Here is a 17,729-nt window from a genome sequence, read left to right as displayed (position 1 = left end):
ACCTCCGTGCCCACCGGGGCCAGCGACTCTGGCTCCGGGGACGAGCCCACCGCGAGCAACTCCGCGGGAGCAATCTCCACGACGGTGCGTCCCGCGCCGCGCGTGGCCACCCACAACGAACCGCCGAACCACGTCAGGCCGGAGCCCTCCGCGTCCAGCAAGGTGGACTGGAGCAGCACCGGCTGCCCCTCGTGCGCCGTCGACACGTCGAAGACGTACAGGCGCCGGCCCACCGTGACGTAGGCGCGACCCGAGCGCACGGAAATGCGCGCGCGCATCAATTGGTCCGTCGACACACCGGCATCGATGACGACCCCGCCCAGGCGCGCGCCCAGGCGGTCATGGATGGCCAGCCGCAGGCCGTTGCCACCCGAGGCGTTGATGTTCGACGTGAGGACGTAGAAGCGGTTCGCTCCCAGGTCCAGCGCCAGGCCGTCCTCCGGGTACAACGGGATGGAGCGCACGAACACAGGCTGCGGCCCCACCAGTTCGAAGACCTGGATCTGCCCGCTGGCCGCGCCCGGCTGGGTGACGCTGAGGTAGGCCTGCGTGCCCTCGATACGGACGCCCGTGGCGATGCCACCCGTGGTGGCGCGCCCCGCGATATAGGGCCGCTTGCTGTCGGCCACGTCCACCACCGTCACCCCCGCGCCCTCGGCCAGCAGCACCAGGTGACCGCTCACATCCAGGCCATTGACGGCGGCGTCCGTCCGCACGCCGCTCAGACGGATGGGCCGCTCCTCGAGCGTCACGTCGAAGATGTCCAGCCCCACTGAGTGGGCCGGCGCTCCCACGCCCACATACAGCGTGTTGCCCGACAGCCGCAGCTCGGACACTTCCTTCGGCGGATAGCCGGGCAGCCCCAGGTTCGTGCCGAACGGCAGGTCGTAGGCGTAGGTCGCCACGTCCCATTTCCGCGTCGTCTCCGGAGTGGCGCCAGGAAGCACCAGGCTCACGGTCTCCATCCCCGGCGTTTTCGCCTCGGGCACCGTGAACCGCACCGTGCGCAGATCGACGATGTCGACGTCATCCGCCATCGTCGCCGCGCCGAAGCGGACCTTCATCCCCGGCTGGAGCACGGACTGGTCGAACACCAGCGTCGCCCGCGTCCCACCGCCCACCGGGCCATGGTCTGGGGACAGCGTCGCGTGCGCCAGGGCCGGGTCATCGATGTAGAAGAGCGCGAAGGCCAGCTCCGACTTCGGCCCGCCCGGGTGGGTAATCGTCACATCCACGGGGCCCGCCTGCTGCGCCCCCGGCGCGGTCAACACCATCTCCGTGTCGCCATTCGAGCGAGGGCAGGTGCTGAGGGTGCACGTCACCACGTTGGCGCCGATGCGCACCTGCTCCGTGCCCATGAAGCCCGAGCCCTTGAGCGTGAGGCTTCCACCCGTGGCACGCGCCAGTGTGGTCGGCGACACCGACTTGAGCGACGGCACCCGGCTGCTTGCCTTGCCGGTGGTGAACGTAGCGCGGAACGCCTTCAAGAGGTCTCCGCCCCGCTCGTCCGTCACGTCAGTGGTGACGAGCAGCGTGTAGTCCGCCTCGGCCTTCAGCGTGCCCTGCACGGAGGCCTTCACCGTGTAGAGGCGCTTCATGTCGTCACGCTCCACGGAGAGCTGCACCACGGCGGGCTGCCCCTGGGCATCGAGCGCGGGCTGATCGTCCTCACCCAGGAGCTGAACGGACGCAGGCACGACGCTCGGCGCGAAGAGGGGGCGGTTAAAGCGCACCATCAGCACCGGGCTGTCGGGGGTGATGATGGCGCCGCGCTCCGGATTCACCCCGGTGACGAACGAGAACGGAACCTGCAGCTCCGTCAGGCGGTCTCCACCCGCCAGCAGCAGGCGATCTCCCGCGAGCGCCACGTCCATGGCCGACTCGGTGTTGCCTCCGCTCACCAGCTTTGGAGCACGCGGATTCGACACGTCGACCAGCACCACGCCACCCTCCTTGGCCGACACGAAGAGCATGTCCCCCAGCAGGCGCAGCCGCTGCGGCTGGCCCGGCGTGTTGGACAGGGTCTCGTCGAAGTCGATGCGCGGGCAGTCCAGCGCCTCCTCGGGGTTCGGGCAGTCCAGCTCCACCGCCTGCGCGGGGTTGCTGATGTCGATGAAGCGGAGCCCCAGCTCCGCCGCCGCGACGATGGCCGTGTCCCCCACCACCACGACGTCCGTGAGGTTGGCGGGGAAGGTCAGCCGCTTCAGCAGCGCCGCCCCGGGCCGAGCGGCGTCGTAGATCTCCAGGTGGCCCTCGGGCTTGTCTGTCTTCACGTGGTACGTCGTTCGCTGTCCACCTCCGGCACCACCTCCGAGCGAATACTCGGGCGGCGGGGGCAACGTCCCTTCCGGGTTGTTGCAGTAGTGAGCGCCCTCATGGTGTCCGGTGGCGACGAAGAGCCGGCCTCCGTGCACGGTCAACCCGTAGGGCTCGCCCCCCGGAGACAGCGTCCCCACCAGCAGCGGGTCCGCCGGGTAGCGCGTGTCCAGCAGGCGCAGGATGCCCCCCTGGCCCGCCGCGGGCTCGGAACCCACACAGGGTCCCGAGTCTGGCGGAGGATTCGGCGCCATCTTGTTGAAGGCCACCCAGCTCCCCATGGGCGTGGGCAGCAGGCGCGTGGCGAACTCGGGGGATCCCCAGTCTCCGAACTTCGCCCGGCCCAGCTCCGTCATCGCGCGGTCCGTCGCCGTCGTCACCGCGAGGCCGGCCGCGCCATTGGCGATGAGCACCTGGCCGGGCAGCGTCGCCACGTCGAGCGAGTCCGGCGTCAGGTCGAACTCCGGCCATGGCGTTTCGCCAGGCAGGTAGCCGAACAGGATGGCCTGGAGCAGGTCCACCTTCGCGACAAGGGGATTGACGGTCTGCCCCACGGAGGGGACCGGCTGGCCCGCGTTGCGGACATCGAACGTGCCCGCGGTGAAGGCGTCGAAGTAGCGACCTCCCTTGATGTACGTGGCGTTGAGGTCCCTCGGCACGCGGTTGCCGTTGATGGCCGCTCCCGCCGAGGAATACAGATACAGGGGCTCCTCGAGATCCGCGGCCAGGGCCTTCGTGCGGAACGCGGAGACGGTGGCCACGCCATCCGCAGTCGTCGGCGCACCCTGCGACTGCGGCGTGCGCCCGCGCTCCAGGCCGTAGCCCACCGCGGTCGCGAGGCGACTCTCTTCAGGCAGCTCCGAGCTTCCACCCGAGCCCTGGTTGTCCGGCAGCAAGGACGTCACGCGCACTTCCGCGAAGCCATCCACCCCGAAGGACCCTGGAGGCGCCGTCACCGCCAGCTCCTCCGTGGACAGGACCTGGACAGACGAAGCCAGCAGCGTGCCGACGTAGACCTTCGGCGCGCCCAGCGCCCCATAGGCCCAGGCCGGTAGGAAGCCGTCACCACGCACCCGCATCTGGCTGCCGCCGAACGGGTTGAGGAAGCGAGGCGTCGCACGGGTGATGATCAACGGTGACTTGTAGAGGAAGCCGCCCGCGCGGCGGTCCCACAGCCCCGAGCCCGACTCCAGGTCCCCGCCCTCGTCCAGTACACCGTTGATGACCACCACGTCCGCGAGGCCAGGCACGCCTGGGGGAACCTCGACCTCCAACAGCGTCGACGACGGGACCTCCGAGGGCCACACCGTGGCCCGCTCGCCGCCAATCAGGACGGTGGTCGCCGCCGCGAAGTTCCGTCCAAGAATCTGGACAATCGAGCCACCGCCCGTGGGCCCCACACGAGGCACCACCTGGGAGATCTCCGGACGCAAGCCCGGAGCGTGCGCTGCATCGAACTCCACCTCGAAGGGCGACAGGAGATTCTTGCCATCCGGCGTGAGCAGGTCCGCGGACACCGACAGCTTCAGCTTCGAACCCAAGGGCAGCGGGTTCTCCGGACGGAAACGGATGAGCACGGTGCTGACCGGCTCCGTCGCGCTGCCCGCCTCCAGGTCCGCGCCCGTCGCGCCCGTGCCCAACCACTCGATGTCGTCCACCGTCAACGACACGGCCTGACGCGTGCTCTCCGGCGTCACCGTCGTGGAGAACGTGAGCAGCAGCGACGACACGTCGATCGGCACCACGTCTCCGGCCTTCACGCTCGCGGAGACCAGCGTCAACTCCGCCGCCGGACCGAACTCCAGCGACCAGCCCGCGTTGCCACGGTTCCTGGCGCTGACGATGCGACCTCCCGCCACGGCGACGCGCTCGGCGGAGCCACCGCTCGCTCCCGCGACATGGTGCAGCAGTCGGGGATTCAGCAAATCGCGCAGGTCCACCACGGCCACGCCCGCCGCACCCACGGCCACGTAGGCCACATCGCCCACCAGGCGCACGTCCGAGGCGAAGCCCTTGAGCATGTCGGTGCCCAGCGAGGCACCGCGGACAGGGTGCGCGGGATTCGACACGTCCACGAGCACCAGGCCCTCGGTCCCCGCCGCCACGACGGCCACGTGGTCCCGACGCAGGCGCACCCGCTGGACATCCAGCGGCAGCGAGCCCTGCTGGGCCGGCATCCGGTCCACCCGCACCGTGTGCAGGTGGCCGCCGGTGAAGCGATGGCCCGGGGTCCACGTGCCGGTGCCCACCACCGCCAGCTCCTCCTCCACGGCCAGCGCGCTGACCTCGGGGAGCAAGGGGTTCCCCAGGGTGTTCAGCAGGAAGGCCCCGTTCGTGATGTCGAAGCTGCGCAGCCCCCCCTTGCCCGCGGCGGCCAGCAGCCGGTCGCCACGCAGGTCCAGGCCGAAGGCCGCGCCAGGGCCAGCAGCGGTGGAGCGAATCATCTTGGGCGTGGCAGGGTCGGAGATATCCAGTTCGAGGATGGTGCCCGCCGTGTAGCTGCTCCCGTCCTGAGTCGCGCCCGCGCCGATGAAGAGGCGATCATTCCACTCGGACGCATACGCGATGGAGAGCAGTTCTCCACCCAGGTAGTTCCACGTCCCGATGATCCGGTCGTCCTGACGGTCACTGTCCTCGTCGATGACCTCGTTGCGGCGCTCGGGCGGAATCGGCGTCCCCGCCAACCTGCCCTTCAGATAGAGCCCCGACAGGTCGACGATGCGAAGGCCCGCAGTGCCCACCATGTAGACGTGGTCGCCAATGGTCACCATGTCGTGAATCGCGCCCTGGAACGCCACCGCCGAGTCCGTCGGCTGGTCGAAGATGTAGGCGTCCTCGAGCGTGGCGCTCGTTCCATCCGACTGGGTCACCGTGACGTCTACCGCGCCGCGAAGGCCGTTGGGCGTGTACGCCTCGATGCGCTCCATGCCCAGCACGCGCACGCGAAGGGCGGGCGTGTCGCCGAATCTCACCTGGACGGTGCCGCTCGTCGTGAAGCCGGTGCCCCTCAGCAGCACCTTCGTTCCACCCGAGGCGGGGCCTCGGCCCGGAGTGACAGCGAGCAGCGACAGCGACTTCGTGTAGATGAACGCACCCGCGCGTGTCAGCGAGCTGCCGGACGGGTTGCGGATCTCGAGCGACGCGGCGCCATCCACGGTCGACGCGGGCGTGCGCACGACGAGCTGGTTCGCGGAGAACGACTCGAGCTCCGCGGGAGCACCGCCCAGGCGGACCTCCAGACCGGTCTCGAAGCCACTCCCCTTCAGCGTCACGAGCGTGCCGCCCGCCACAGGGCCCTCTCGGGGCGAAATCGAGTCGACGACGACCTGACGAGCCACCGTGTCCTGGGACGTCTCGAACTCCGTGACGAAGCGCCCGGGCATGAGCGAGCCATCCGCGCTCGCCGACTGGAGGCCGGAGATGACCAGCCGGTGGCGAGTCAGTGCCCTGAGCGTCGGGGTCGGGTCGATGACGAGCTGGCGGACCCCGGCCCCACTCACCTGCAGCGAGACCAGGACGGGGACTTCCTCGCCCTCGGCGGAGCCATCCATCCGATAGAGCCGGGCGTTGACCGACGACACCTCGCGCACCGCGAGGTTGAGATCGGCGACGAGCGTTTCCGTGGTGGGAACGCCCGTCGCATACGGCGCCGGACGCATGGCCATCACCATGGGGAACGGCACCGCGACGACGACGAACCCGTCATTGGGCGCGGGCTGCCCGGGCGGCGAGTAGACGGTGCTGATGGTGGCCGCCACCACGCCCTGGTCGATTCCCACATCCGAAAGCAACGTCGCGGGCCACAGGTCCACGGCATCCACGGCAACGGGCGCGGCCAGCTCCGAAACCGCCGAGAGCTGCACCACGCCGGCGCCCGCATTCACACCCAGGTGAGTGCCGAGCGCGGACAGCGAGAAGCGCGTGCCCACGAGGGCCGGGAGCTGTGCCACCTTGCGAGGCTGCGTGGGAGGCGCCAGGGAGACCGTGGAGGCCGCCAGCCCGGACGACGACAACCCGCGTCCCGAGTGGATGGCCAGGTCCCCCAGGTCCTGCGTCTCGCCCACCACCGGGAAGCCTGGGCGCGTCAAGTCCACGACCAGGGTGGACACGTCGTTCCCGGACCGTGCGAGCAGCAAGGCATGGCGGCCGATCATCCGCACCTTCTCGATGGAGGGCGTCCGCACCGAGCCCTTCATCAGGAAGGAGCGCACGGAGCCGAGCAGCGTGGGACGCAGCGGCTCCACGAGCGAGAACACCGCGAGGCCACTGTCGCCCGCGGCGACGAGCGCCAGGTCATCCACCAAGGCGATGTCGTGCGCCTTGCCCTCGTAGGGCAGCGCCATGACGAGCCGGGGCTCCGTGCCCACGCTGACGTCCACCACGAGCAGCGACGGGCCGCCCTCGCCCACCATGTCCACATGGGTCAGCTCCGCGGCCTCGGCCGCCACGTAGGCGATGCGCTCACGCACCGCGAGCGCCTTGGGCTGATAGGGCGGAGGGAAGGAGACGCCACCCATCACCTCGGAGTTTTCCGGCACGGAGATGTCGACGATGGACAGCGCACCCTGCGTGCTGCGCTTGAGCACCTCGATGACATCCTCGCCCTGTTGAATGGACGCATCCGAGAGCAGATAGGCGCGGCCCTTCTCGAGCACGAGCGAGCCGGGGCGACCCTGCGGCAGCCGGGACGAGGGCCGGCCTTCCGTCCCATCGATGGCCGGCTGGTACCGGCCGATCCGCTTCGTCGTCGAGAGGTGGGTGTAGAGGTAGGCGTTCTCCGCCATCGCGAGCTGTCCGTCCGGGTTGCTGACGAAGATGTCCGCTGGCCCGAAGCCGCCGCCAGGCGTCGTCACCCGCATGCGCCCCGGTGACAGGACGATGGCCGACGGAGCCTGACTGCCTCGCGCCGTCTGCGCGCCCTGGCCTCGGAAGTAGACCTCCGCGCCCTGCTGGAAGCCCGCTCCCGACAGCTCCACTTCCTGCCCGCCCGCCAGGGGACCGGAGGCCGGCGAGACGAAGCTCACCTGCAGGATGTCCATGTAGATGAAGCCACCCAGCAGGCTACCCTGCAGCCCCCCCGGGTTGACCACGGTGACCTTCACGGGCCCTTCCACCTGCTGCGGCGTGCGGGCGGTGAGGACTGTCTTCGACTCAGTGACGGAGACCTCCGTCGCCTCCGCGTTGGAGAAGTACACCCGGGCGCCGGGCTCGAAGTTCGCGCCGCGAATCGTCACGCGCGTGCCTCCGTCCACCGGGCCCGCGCGAGGCTCCACACGGTCCACGCGCGGCACAATCCCCTCCTCCGTGCGCGTACGGAAGCGCGAGAGGAAGCGCTTCCCCAGCGTCCGCTGGAAGGTGCTGCCCACCGCGGCCTCCACGGCGATGGAGTGCTCCTTGCCACGCGCGAGCTTCACCCCCGCGGGGAGCAGCAGCTCGATGCGGTAGCTGTCCGTCGGGCTCACTCGCGCCTCGGTGGCCAGCTCGCGGCCATTGAGCAGCCCTTCGCGCAGGATGACACGCGCCGAGCTCACCGTGGCCGGGTCCACCGGCTGAGAGAAGCCCACGGACAGCGCCAGCTCCGGCGCGCCGAGCGCCACCTGCTCCGCGCCATTTCCAGGCGTGGTGTCGGTGACGATGAAGCGGGGCAAGGTGAACTCGGCCACACCCTGGTGACCGAACAGCGTCATCAGGCCGGCGCCCGTCATCGACACGTCCAGCGCCGCGGGCACGTTGGCCCGCACGGACGTCGTCGCGAGGCCCTCGTCATCGATGATGGAGGCGGTGAGCAGGCCCTTCACGGGACGAGAGGCCTGGTCGATGAGCTGCACCGTGGACACCGACACGTTGCCCAGGCCCGACACCGAGCGCTGGCCCGTGGCCATCAAATCCGCGCGGCCCGGGGCATGCGACAGCAGGGACATCACGCGCGGCGTGCCACCACGCACGTCGACTACGGCGAGCGAGGCCGTGGCGCCCTGGCAACCCACGTGGACGCGCTCGCCCACCACTTCCAACGTCTCCGCGCCACCCGGCACCGCCGCGTGGCCCAGCTCACCCAGCTCCGGGTCCAGAAGGTCGAACACCCGCAGGCCTCCCGACCCCGCCGCCACCAGCAGCTTGTCGCCGAGCACCCCCACGTTCAGCGCGGGCCCGTTCGTGGGCAGCGTCGTCAACCGCTGCGGATAGTCCGCGTTCGACAGGTCCACCACCACGACGCCCTGGTGGCCATTGGCCACGAAGGCCAGTTGCCCCGCCGCCACCACTCCGCCCACGTCGTGGCCCGACAGCTCGATGGAGCCCCGACGCGTGATGTTGCCCTCGTTGCTCGTGTCGAACAGCACCAGCTCGCCGTTGCGAGCCGCCAGGTCATGGCTGACGCTGACGAGCACCAGGCGCCCATGGAAGGCCGAAGCCACCGGCACGCCTTCCAGCGGGTGCGCGACCAGGGCCTCCAGCGGAGCGTCCGTCACGCGGAAGAACTCCACGCCCCGGCGCACCGGAGCGCCCAGCGGCAGCCCCGTGGCACCCACCACGCCCAGGCCCGCGCCGTCCAGAGCCAGCGCGGACAGGCGGGTGCTCTCGCCCGAGCCACCAAACGGCTTGTACGGCGTCCGGGAGGGTCGCATTCCGGCCTCCACCTGGACGACCTGCGACGACGCGGTGTTTCCAGACAGGTCCTTCGCGCGGGCGTGGAGCGTCACGGACTTGCCCGCCAGCGGTGTCGGCACCAGCCACGAATAGCGGTACTGCGGCCGGTTCGCGGAGCTGGTCACCATCACCGCCGAAGCGCCAACCTCCCCCGACACCGTCTCGCCCGACTCCGACGTGTAGCTGGCGAGGAAGCCCACGTCATGGATGCCGGCGTTGTCCACGGCGAAGGCCGACAGGAGCAGCGGGTCGCCTTCGGTGACGACATCGAGATACGGCGGGTCGGCGAGCTCCACTGCCGGCGCCGTGGTGTCGGGGATGGTGCCCACCTTGCGGGCGGGCGTCTCCGCCTCCTGTCCCGCCTTGTCCACCGCCACGGCCTTGATGAAGAACTCGCGGCTTCCGCTGCCGATGGGCGCGACGAAGCTCGCCACGTAGGCGTTGGGTCGGCCGGGAATGCCCGCGGGAGCCAGCGCGGTAGCCACCTTGCGGCCGTCCACGAAGAACGACACCGACTCGATGCCACTGTCCACGTCGATGGCGTTGGCCTCCAGTCGCAGCCGCGCGCCGGCGAAGACGGTGCCGTCTGCCTCGGGCCGCGTCAGCTCCACGGTGGGCAACTGGTCCGCGACGACGTTGAACGCGATGGGCTCCGACTGCGTCGACTGTCCGGCGGTGTCCACGGCGCGCGCGGCGATCCACAGGCGCTTGCCCACGTCCGTCGGGTCCGCCACGTAGATATGCTCGAACGGCAACTGGAAGCGGCGCCCCACCTCGGCGAGCGAGTCCTTCGTCGGGCCCACCAGGAACGTCACATGGGCCACCGCGACGTCGTCGCCCGTTTGCGCATGGAAGCTGCTCGGCAGCTTCGCCACCACCTTGAACGGCGGGTTCTTCAAGGCCACCGTCGGCGGCTTGTCGTCAACGGCGTTCACCGTCACGATGTCCGTCGCGGACCTGTTGCTCAGGTCCACTGCCCTGGCGGTGAACTTCAGCGGGACGGACGCGCCGTTGTCCGGGACGAGGTCCTTCGGCACCAGGTACGAGAAGCGGTACGGCGGGGCGGGGACGTAGGCCACCTGCTTTTCTTCACCCGAGCCCACCTTCAGCAGGAACGACACGCCCGCCACGCCCACGTTGTCCTCGGCGCGAGCCTCCACATCCAGCCGGAGTCCCGTCACCATCGCGGACCCGTTCGCTGGAGACACCAGCTTCACCACCGGGTCCTGGGTGTCCGCCTTCGCCAGCACCGTCACGGCCTGCGCGTGGACTGTCTTGCCCGACGAGTCCCGCGCGTTAGCCCGGATGGTGAGGCTCTTCGACGCGGAGCCATGCGGCAACGGCACGCGGAAGGCATACGGGCGGGTGGCGCTGGCGAAGCGCAGCACGCCGTCCACGCCCCCCTCCACGGTGACCTCCACGCGCTGGACTTCGACGTCGTCCTGCGCGGCCACCAGCACGGAGCAGTCGCGGCCCTCCGTCACGGTGGCGCCGTGGGCCGGCTGGGCGATGACCACCGTGGGCGGCTGGTCCACGGCCACCGACAGCACCACCGTCTGCGAATTGACGATGTGCCCGAAACTGTCCACCGCGCGTCCCTGCAGCCGGAGGGTGTCGCCCGCCGTCGCCGGCACGGGGACCAGGAAGCGGAACGGGGGCTGATTGAGCGTGGCGACCGGCGTCTCGGCGCCGTCCAGGTAGAGCGACACGGAGGTGACGGCGACGTCGTCCTCCGCGGAGAGAATCACCGGCAGCAGGTTGCTCGCCACGGCCGTCGTCCCATCCGACGGGGACAGGATGGACAGGGCCGGCTCGCTATCCCTCACGACGTCGATCTGCTGGTACTCCAGCTCACCCAGGTTGCCGGAGATGTCTCGGGCCCGCGTGGCGATGAAGTACGGCACGGAGTCCAGGCCCCCCAGCTCGGACAGCTTCGGCACCGAGTGCTGAAACGTGACGACGGGCGAGTACACGTCGAAGGGCGAGCCCGGCAGCCCGTTCTCCGACGGGAAGCCTCCGGCGACGTGCACCAGCTTGAGGCCCTCGGCGCTCGGGCCCACGTAGATCTCCACCCGGTCCACGAACGCGTTGTCGTGCGCCTGGACCTGGATGAGCACTGGCGTGTTCTCGATGATGTCGCGGCCCAGGCTGGGGCGCAGCACGTTCGCCACCGGCAGGCCCGTGTCCTCCGCGATGCGAATCCGCCGCTCCACCGAGGAGCGGTTTCCTTCCAGGTCCGTCGCCTCGACGCGCAGAAGCACGAAGCTCTCGGTGCGCGTGGGGTCCAACCGGACGAAGCCCGGAGGCAGCGCCAGCAGCCCTCGGAAGATGCGGAAGCGGGAGATCTCCTCGGGGCCCACGCGAAGGGCCGTGAGGGTGTCGCGCACGGTGACGTCCGCGGCGACGGGGTTGCCGTCGGGGTCGAACAGCGTCGGCACGACAACACCATCCCGCTCCTCGAGCTGGAGGGCGGGCTTGCCGTTGACGAAGAACTCCACGCCGGTGACCTGGGTGTCGTCCGCGGCCAGCGCACCCAGACGGAGCTGGATGCTGCCCTCCACCAAGTACCCATCTTGAGCGGGCTCGAGAATCGCCAACTGGGGCGCTCGCGGCCTGCGGCTCTCGATGACCAGCCGTGCGCTCTTCTCCTGGTTCGCCGTGTCCTTGACGGTGATCGTCAGCACCGTGGGCAGACCCTCTGGGCCCACCGGTGGAGTGACACTCACGGAAAGCGCCTTGCTCCCCACTTGGGGCGGAGCGAAGGTCTGCGTCTGCGGTGCACCCGAGCCGAAGGTCGTCGTCACCGACTGCACGCCCACGTCGTCCTTGACGGTGAAGTGCAGCGTCGCGCTCTTGTTCTGAAGCAGGCTGACGAAGCCGCCTTCCAGCTCCGTGCGGTAGAGCGTCTCCCCCACCGCCACCAGCCGATCCATCTGAAGGGTCGGCGGCGCATCCGAGACAATCTGCACGTACGCGGGAAGAGAGACCGTCTCGTTTCCAGCGCGGTCCACGGCCTGGGCGTACAGCTCGGCGGCGCCCAGCGCCTCACGCTGGACGGAGACCTCCACTTCCTGCGACGTCCCCACGAGGAGCATGTCGCCCTGGGAGACGCCATCCATCAGCAAGCGGACGTGGGACAGGCTCGCGTTGTCGGCGACCTGCATCCGGACCTTCAGCGGCTGACCGCGAACCGCCGTCGGGCTCTCGCCCAGGCCGACGATGGACACTGTGGGGACCACCGTGTCGGGCACCACCCGCAGGCTCCGAGCGTCCTTGGTGACCACGCCGTGCGTGTCCACCGCGACGGTGGTGAGGCGCGCGTCGGGAGACGTCCACGACGCGGGGATGCGGAAGCCCACCTGACGCGAGGAGGGCTGTCCCGGGTTGAGCACCGTGGACAGCGGGTCCACCGTCAGCCGCTGCCCTCCCGCGGCGGCGCGGACCTGGTACGGCTGGCCGGACTGGTAGCGCAGCGCCAGCTCGGACACGAGCACCGGACGCGAGTCACCCCCACGGGCGCGAAGCTCCACGAGGATCTGCTCCACCTCCACGGCGTTCTTCGGGAACCCGAGGTCCGCCTCGTACTGATTGCCGGCGTCGAGCGTGAGCACGCGGGTCTTCGTGAGGTCACCGGACGGGAACAGGGCCTTGAAGCTGTTCAGCTCCGCCTGCGCGTCCGGGGAGAGCTGCGCACGCGGGCGCAGGTGATAGGTGACGCGAGCCTCGGCCCCTTGAGTATCCGAGGCGACCTTCAGGCGGAGGAAGCCGGGCGCGACGTCCGAGGCCAGGGCCACCTGCGGCGTGATGCGCACGGCGCCGTCCTCGCCCGTCACGCTGAACGTGAACGGAGCGCCTGGCGATCCACCACTGGCCGGCTGGCCGCCGAACGACAGCGTGGCGACCGGCACCGCGTAGTTCGAGAGCGCGAACGGAGTCTGCGGCGTGCCCACGAGGCCTGCCGCGTGAAGCGCGAAGTCGTTGGCCGTCGCCACCTTCACCTCCGACGTGGAGGCCACCAGCCACGCGGCCCGCAAGCCGACGTCGTCCTGCAGCTCCAGCGCGCCCTGGTAGCGCTGCTCCTCGATCAGGTCTCCGCTCGTCGGAGACACCCAGCGCACGACAGGCGCCGTGTCGGCGACCAACAGACAGGAGTAGGCGGCCACCGTGGTGTGCCCCTTGCTGTCCGTCGCCGTGGCCTCGAAGCTCACCGTGCGCGTCTCGCCGTTGAGCAACGGGGGCAGCGTGAAGGGGCCGCTTAGCGACACACTGGCCGCGGGCAGATTGCCCGGGAGCTGCTCCAGGTCGTCGATGTCCTCTCCTCCCTCGAAGCGCACGGAGAGAGACTCCACCTGGCTGTCATCCGACGCCTGGACGTGGAGCCCCACCTGCGAGCCGGCCACGCACGACTGCGCGTTGGGCACGCCCTTGAGCGAGACGCGCACCACGGGAGGCAGCTTGTCCTCGACCGAGACGATATCGAACTCGACCTTGGACGTGTCCGTGGGATTGCCGGCCGGGTCATAAGCGCGCGCCCAGATGACGTGCCGCTCGGGCGCGGTGTTCGCCGGGTCCTCGTTGGTGCGCTTGAGGGGAACCGTTCCGGAGAAGGTCCCCACGTAGCGTCGGCTGACGAGGATGTCGCCGGGCCCCTGCGGATTGGGGACGCGGACCTCCTCGAAGTCCTCCTGGCTCGCGCGCAGGTACGGCTGCTGGGGCGCGGTCGGCTGGATCTCCACGCCGTCGAGCACCACTGCGACACGGGAGACGCGGACATCATCCGAGACGTCCACGCGCAGACCGAGGCTGCTCCGGTTCGCGACCTGGAGCGGCTGGGTAGCGGTTCCTGGAATGGGCGACAGCAGGAGGGCCGTGGGGTGCTCCAGGTCGTCGATGACGTCGAGCAGCACGTCCTCGTGCCCGAACTGGGGCACCGGGCTCACGTCCTTGGCGATGATGCCCACCGACCGCTCGGACGCGGGCGTGGACGGCGTAACGATGGGGGCGCGCACGACCAGCTTCTGCTGGATGGCGGTGTTGACGGGGCCAATGAACGGCTCCAGCGTCACGCCTCCGGAGCGGGCCGCGAAGCTGGCGACACCTTCGTCATCGGACACCGTGAAGGTGACGGTGACATCCTGGCCCTCCTTCACCACGGAGCGAGGCGCGGGAAGCATCAACTGCACGACGGGAGCGGCATTCGTCACGGCCTGGAGCACCAGGCGACGCTCCGCGGTGCGGTCTCCGTCATCGGCGACGACGGCACGCAGGCGCAGCGGCTTGCCCGCGTGTGCGGCGGGCACGTCCAGGCTCCACTTGAAGACCTGGTACAGCCCCTCCTGCGTTCCGGTGATGGCGCCCGAGCCCACCTGCGTCTCCGGTGCGTCCGGGTTCGCGGGCTGGAGCGGGTCCTGGAGGAAGAGCCGCGCGTTCTTGACGTGGACGTTGTCCGTGGCGACGACGATGACGTCCACCTTGCGGCTGGGGCCGGCGTAGACGCGCGTGCCCTCGGCGGGGGCGCGGAAGGCCACCATGGGGGGCTCGTCGTCCGCCGTCACGTCGAGCGAGAGGGAGACGGTTCCCGTGTTCTTCTCACCCGCGCTGTCGACGGCCTCCGCCACGAGCTGGATGGTGCCGGGCGTCGACGGCAGCAACAGGTCGAAGCGATATGGCGGAACCATGGCGACGCCGATGGACTCGCGCGTGCCGCCGAGCACCTTGAAGAGCTCCACCCTGGAAACGGCGACATCGTCCTCCGCGTGGAGGACGATGGGAACCTGCGTGGCCGCCGTGCCGACGAAGCCGGGACTGGGACTGAGGAACTCGACGGTGGGGGGCCGGTCGCCCTTGAGCGTGACGGTGTGGCTCACGTCCTTGTGGTTGCCCGAGGAGTCGAACGCGTGCGCGGTGAGCTTGAGGGTCTCCTTGGGGAGCGGCCCCAGGAAGAACTTGTCGGTGGGGATGACGGTGTAGCTGATGAACGAACCGGAGACGCCCGCGTTGTCGCCGAGTGAGGCATCGACGAAGAACGGTGTCTCCTCCTCATCGAGATAGAGCTCGACGCGCTGGGGCGCGACATCGTCAAACCCAGCGATGGTGACGAGCAGGGCCTGGGAGTTCGGCACCTCCACCAGGTGTTGCGGCGTGAGGATGTTCACCGTCGGGGCCGTCAGGTCCTTGCGAATCCCCACCACGATGGCGCCGCTCGTCTGCTCGTGTCCCTGAGCATCGCGGGCGCTGGCCGTGACGACGAAGGTCCCATCCGCTTCGACGACAGGCGTGCGCCAGAGCACGCGATAGGGCGGCGTGGAGGACTGCCCCACCGGCAGCCCGTTCACCTTCCACGTCACCTGCGGCGGCTCACCGCTGTCATCCGACGCGGCGGCGGTGAGCATGACAGGGGTGCCGCCCACGTAGGAGTCCGTGGACGTGGGCGTCTGGATAGCCACCGAGGGTGGGCCGTCCAGCTTGACGACGGCCTCGAAGCCGATGCGGCGCTCAAGGCCACCATGGTCGATGGCCTGAATCTCGACGCGAGGGCGCCTGCCCGCGCTTCCCTGCGGAGGTGTCCAGACGAGCTTGAATGCCTGGCCTCCCTCGACCGTACCGCCCTGCCCTCCCTGGTCCAGGCGCGTGGTGGCCACCGCGTTGCCGTCCACGAGCAGCGCCACCTTGACGCCGAAGGCCAGGGCGTCATCCGCCACGGTGCCTTCGACGGCGAGCGGAACCTTCTCTGTCACCTCCACCGTGCTGCCCAGGGGCGCGCGGCGGGTGATGAGCGGAGGGGCGTTGCCGACGATGCGGACAAGGACGGTGGAGCCTTCCGCCGTGGCGCCGTGGCGGTCCACGGCGGTGGCCTTGATGGCGGCGGAGGTGCCCGCGCTGCCCGCCGGGGGGACGTAACTGATCTCCCACAGGGGCACGGCGACAATCACCTGAGGCGAGGTGTTGGGGACGAGGCGCAGTTCGACGCGGGCCGTCTGTGAGGAGCCGATGGGAGCGCCGTCCGCGGTGAAGCGAACGACCTGGAAGTCGGGGGGCGACAGGTTGCCGGACGTCCAGTCACCGCTCGTCACGCGAAGAATCTGGGGGAGACCCTCGATGAGGTTCGCGCCGGGCGTGGGCAGCTCGTAGACAACCTGGCGAGTGCTGGGGCCGGCGGGAGGCACGACCTTGATGTCGAGCGTGGCCTGCGACGACTCCTGGTCTCCGGAGTCCACCGCGATGGCGGCGACCTTGAAGGTCGCGCCCGCGAGCGGTGGGGCCTGGAGGCGCAGCGAGTACGGCGCGGAGTCGTCGATGACGGTGGGCACGCCGTTGACGAGGAAGCTGACGTGTTTGACGGAGCGGTCGTCCGAGGCCACGGCGCGAACCTCGAAGCTGGCGCCAGCGGCGATCGACGTGGGGCCGGACAGGCGCACCGTGGGGAGACCATCGCGAGCCTCGACGCGGATGACATCCGACCAGACAACCTCGTCGATGGTGGTGTGCCGGGCGGTGATGTTCACACTGCCAGGGCCGCGCGATTCCAACCTGCCCTCGGGGGTGACGAAGACGATGGCGGCGTCCTCCGAGGTCCAGGCGGTGCGGAGGGTCGACGGGGTCAGGTCGATGACCCGGCCTGACTCGGCGTCATCCAGTCGGCCCTCGAGCTTGAGCTGGAAGGTGTCGCGCACGCGCGCGAGCGTGACGGTGCTCGGGGTGATTCGGACGCCCGCGATGCGCGAGGGGTCGGTGACGATGACCGGCACTTCCTTCGTGCGCTCGGCGTAGGTGACCTTGAGGGTGGCCTCGCCTTGGGCGAGCGCGATGACCTCACCGGACTGGGTGACGGCGACGATGGAGGGGTTGCTCGACTCATAGAGCACGCCCCGGCGTCCACCGGAGATGTCCACATCGCCCGCAATGGCGAAGTTGCCGAAGACCGTGAGCTGCTCGCGGCGGCCCACCTGGTCCAGCAGGAGGGAGGTGGGCTGGGTGGAGATGGAGACGAGCGGGTCGAACGAGGTGGAGTTGGTGAACTCCACCGCGGAGGTGTGGACGGTGCGGCCGAAGGGGTCCTGGAGGGCGACGTCGGCGATGACGACACCGTCGGGAGGGACCTTGCCGTCGAGCGTGGGGATGAAGAACTGGATGCGACCGGGGGTGGAGGCGCGGGGACGGCCGACGAGGCGACGGGCGGTGACGAAGGCCTGGGCCTCGGCTTCGCTGAGGTCACCGAAGACGGTGCGCAGGGCGAGCGCGGAGGCACCCATCATCGACAGCTCGGCGGAGGAGACCTGCCCGGTGTAGCCGACCTCGAGGAGGATGCCGCCCGCGGTGGAGTCGGCGCGGACGGTGACAGGCGTGGGGGCAAAGCCTGGGGGGCTGGCCTTCGCGTCGAAGGTGGTGCTGAAGGAGGCGCCGGGTACAGAGTCCGGGCCGATGGGGGTGGCGGTGACCGTCAGGGCGCCGTCGTCCGGGAACGGGGCATTGAGCGGCACGAGCAGGTGGAACGGGACGGCGCCGGCGAAGTCACGCTCGACACGGAGGTTCGAGACGGAGGCGAACGTCCCCTGGGTGGCGGAGAGGCCCTGGATGGTGACGAGGACCTGGGACACCTGCTGCTCGATGTCGAAGCCGACCTCCACGCTCTGGACGCCAGGACGCAGCGGAGCGAGGGGATAGGCCGCCGTCACCACGGGCGGCGCCGCGTGGGCCACCAGGGCGAATCCCAGGCACACCACCGTGAGCACCGCGCGAACACCAACTGAGCTGAACCGACTCAC

At 69.9% G+C, this 17,729-nt stretch carries 1 protein-coding gene (running past one end of the window); it reads right to left on the bottom strand.

All coding sequences use genetic code 11. From position 1 onward, the window contains the following. On the bottom strand, nucleotides 1-17,729 hold the 5' portion of the coding sequence (locus HUW62_RS05535) for an IPT/TIG domain-containing protein (RefSeq protein WP_176433793.1). 14,371 nt of this gene lie to the left of the window's left edge; the window shows 17,729 of its 32,100 coding nt (coding positions 1-17,729); the start codon lies at nucleotides 17,727-17,729; the stop codon falls past the left edge of the window.

The sequence above is a fragment of the Myxococcus sp. AM011 genome, from assembly GCF_013372595.1.
Classification (GTDB): domain Bacteria; phylum Myxococcota; class Myxococcia; order Myxococcales; family Myxococcaceae; genus Myxococcus; species Myxococcus eversor.
Note: the sequence above shows the minus strand (reverse complement) of the source record. Positions and strands in the feature narration are given on the sequence as shown.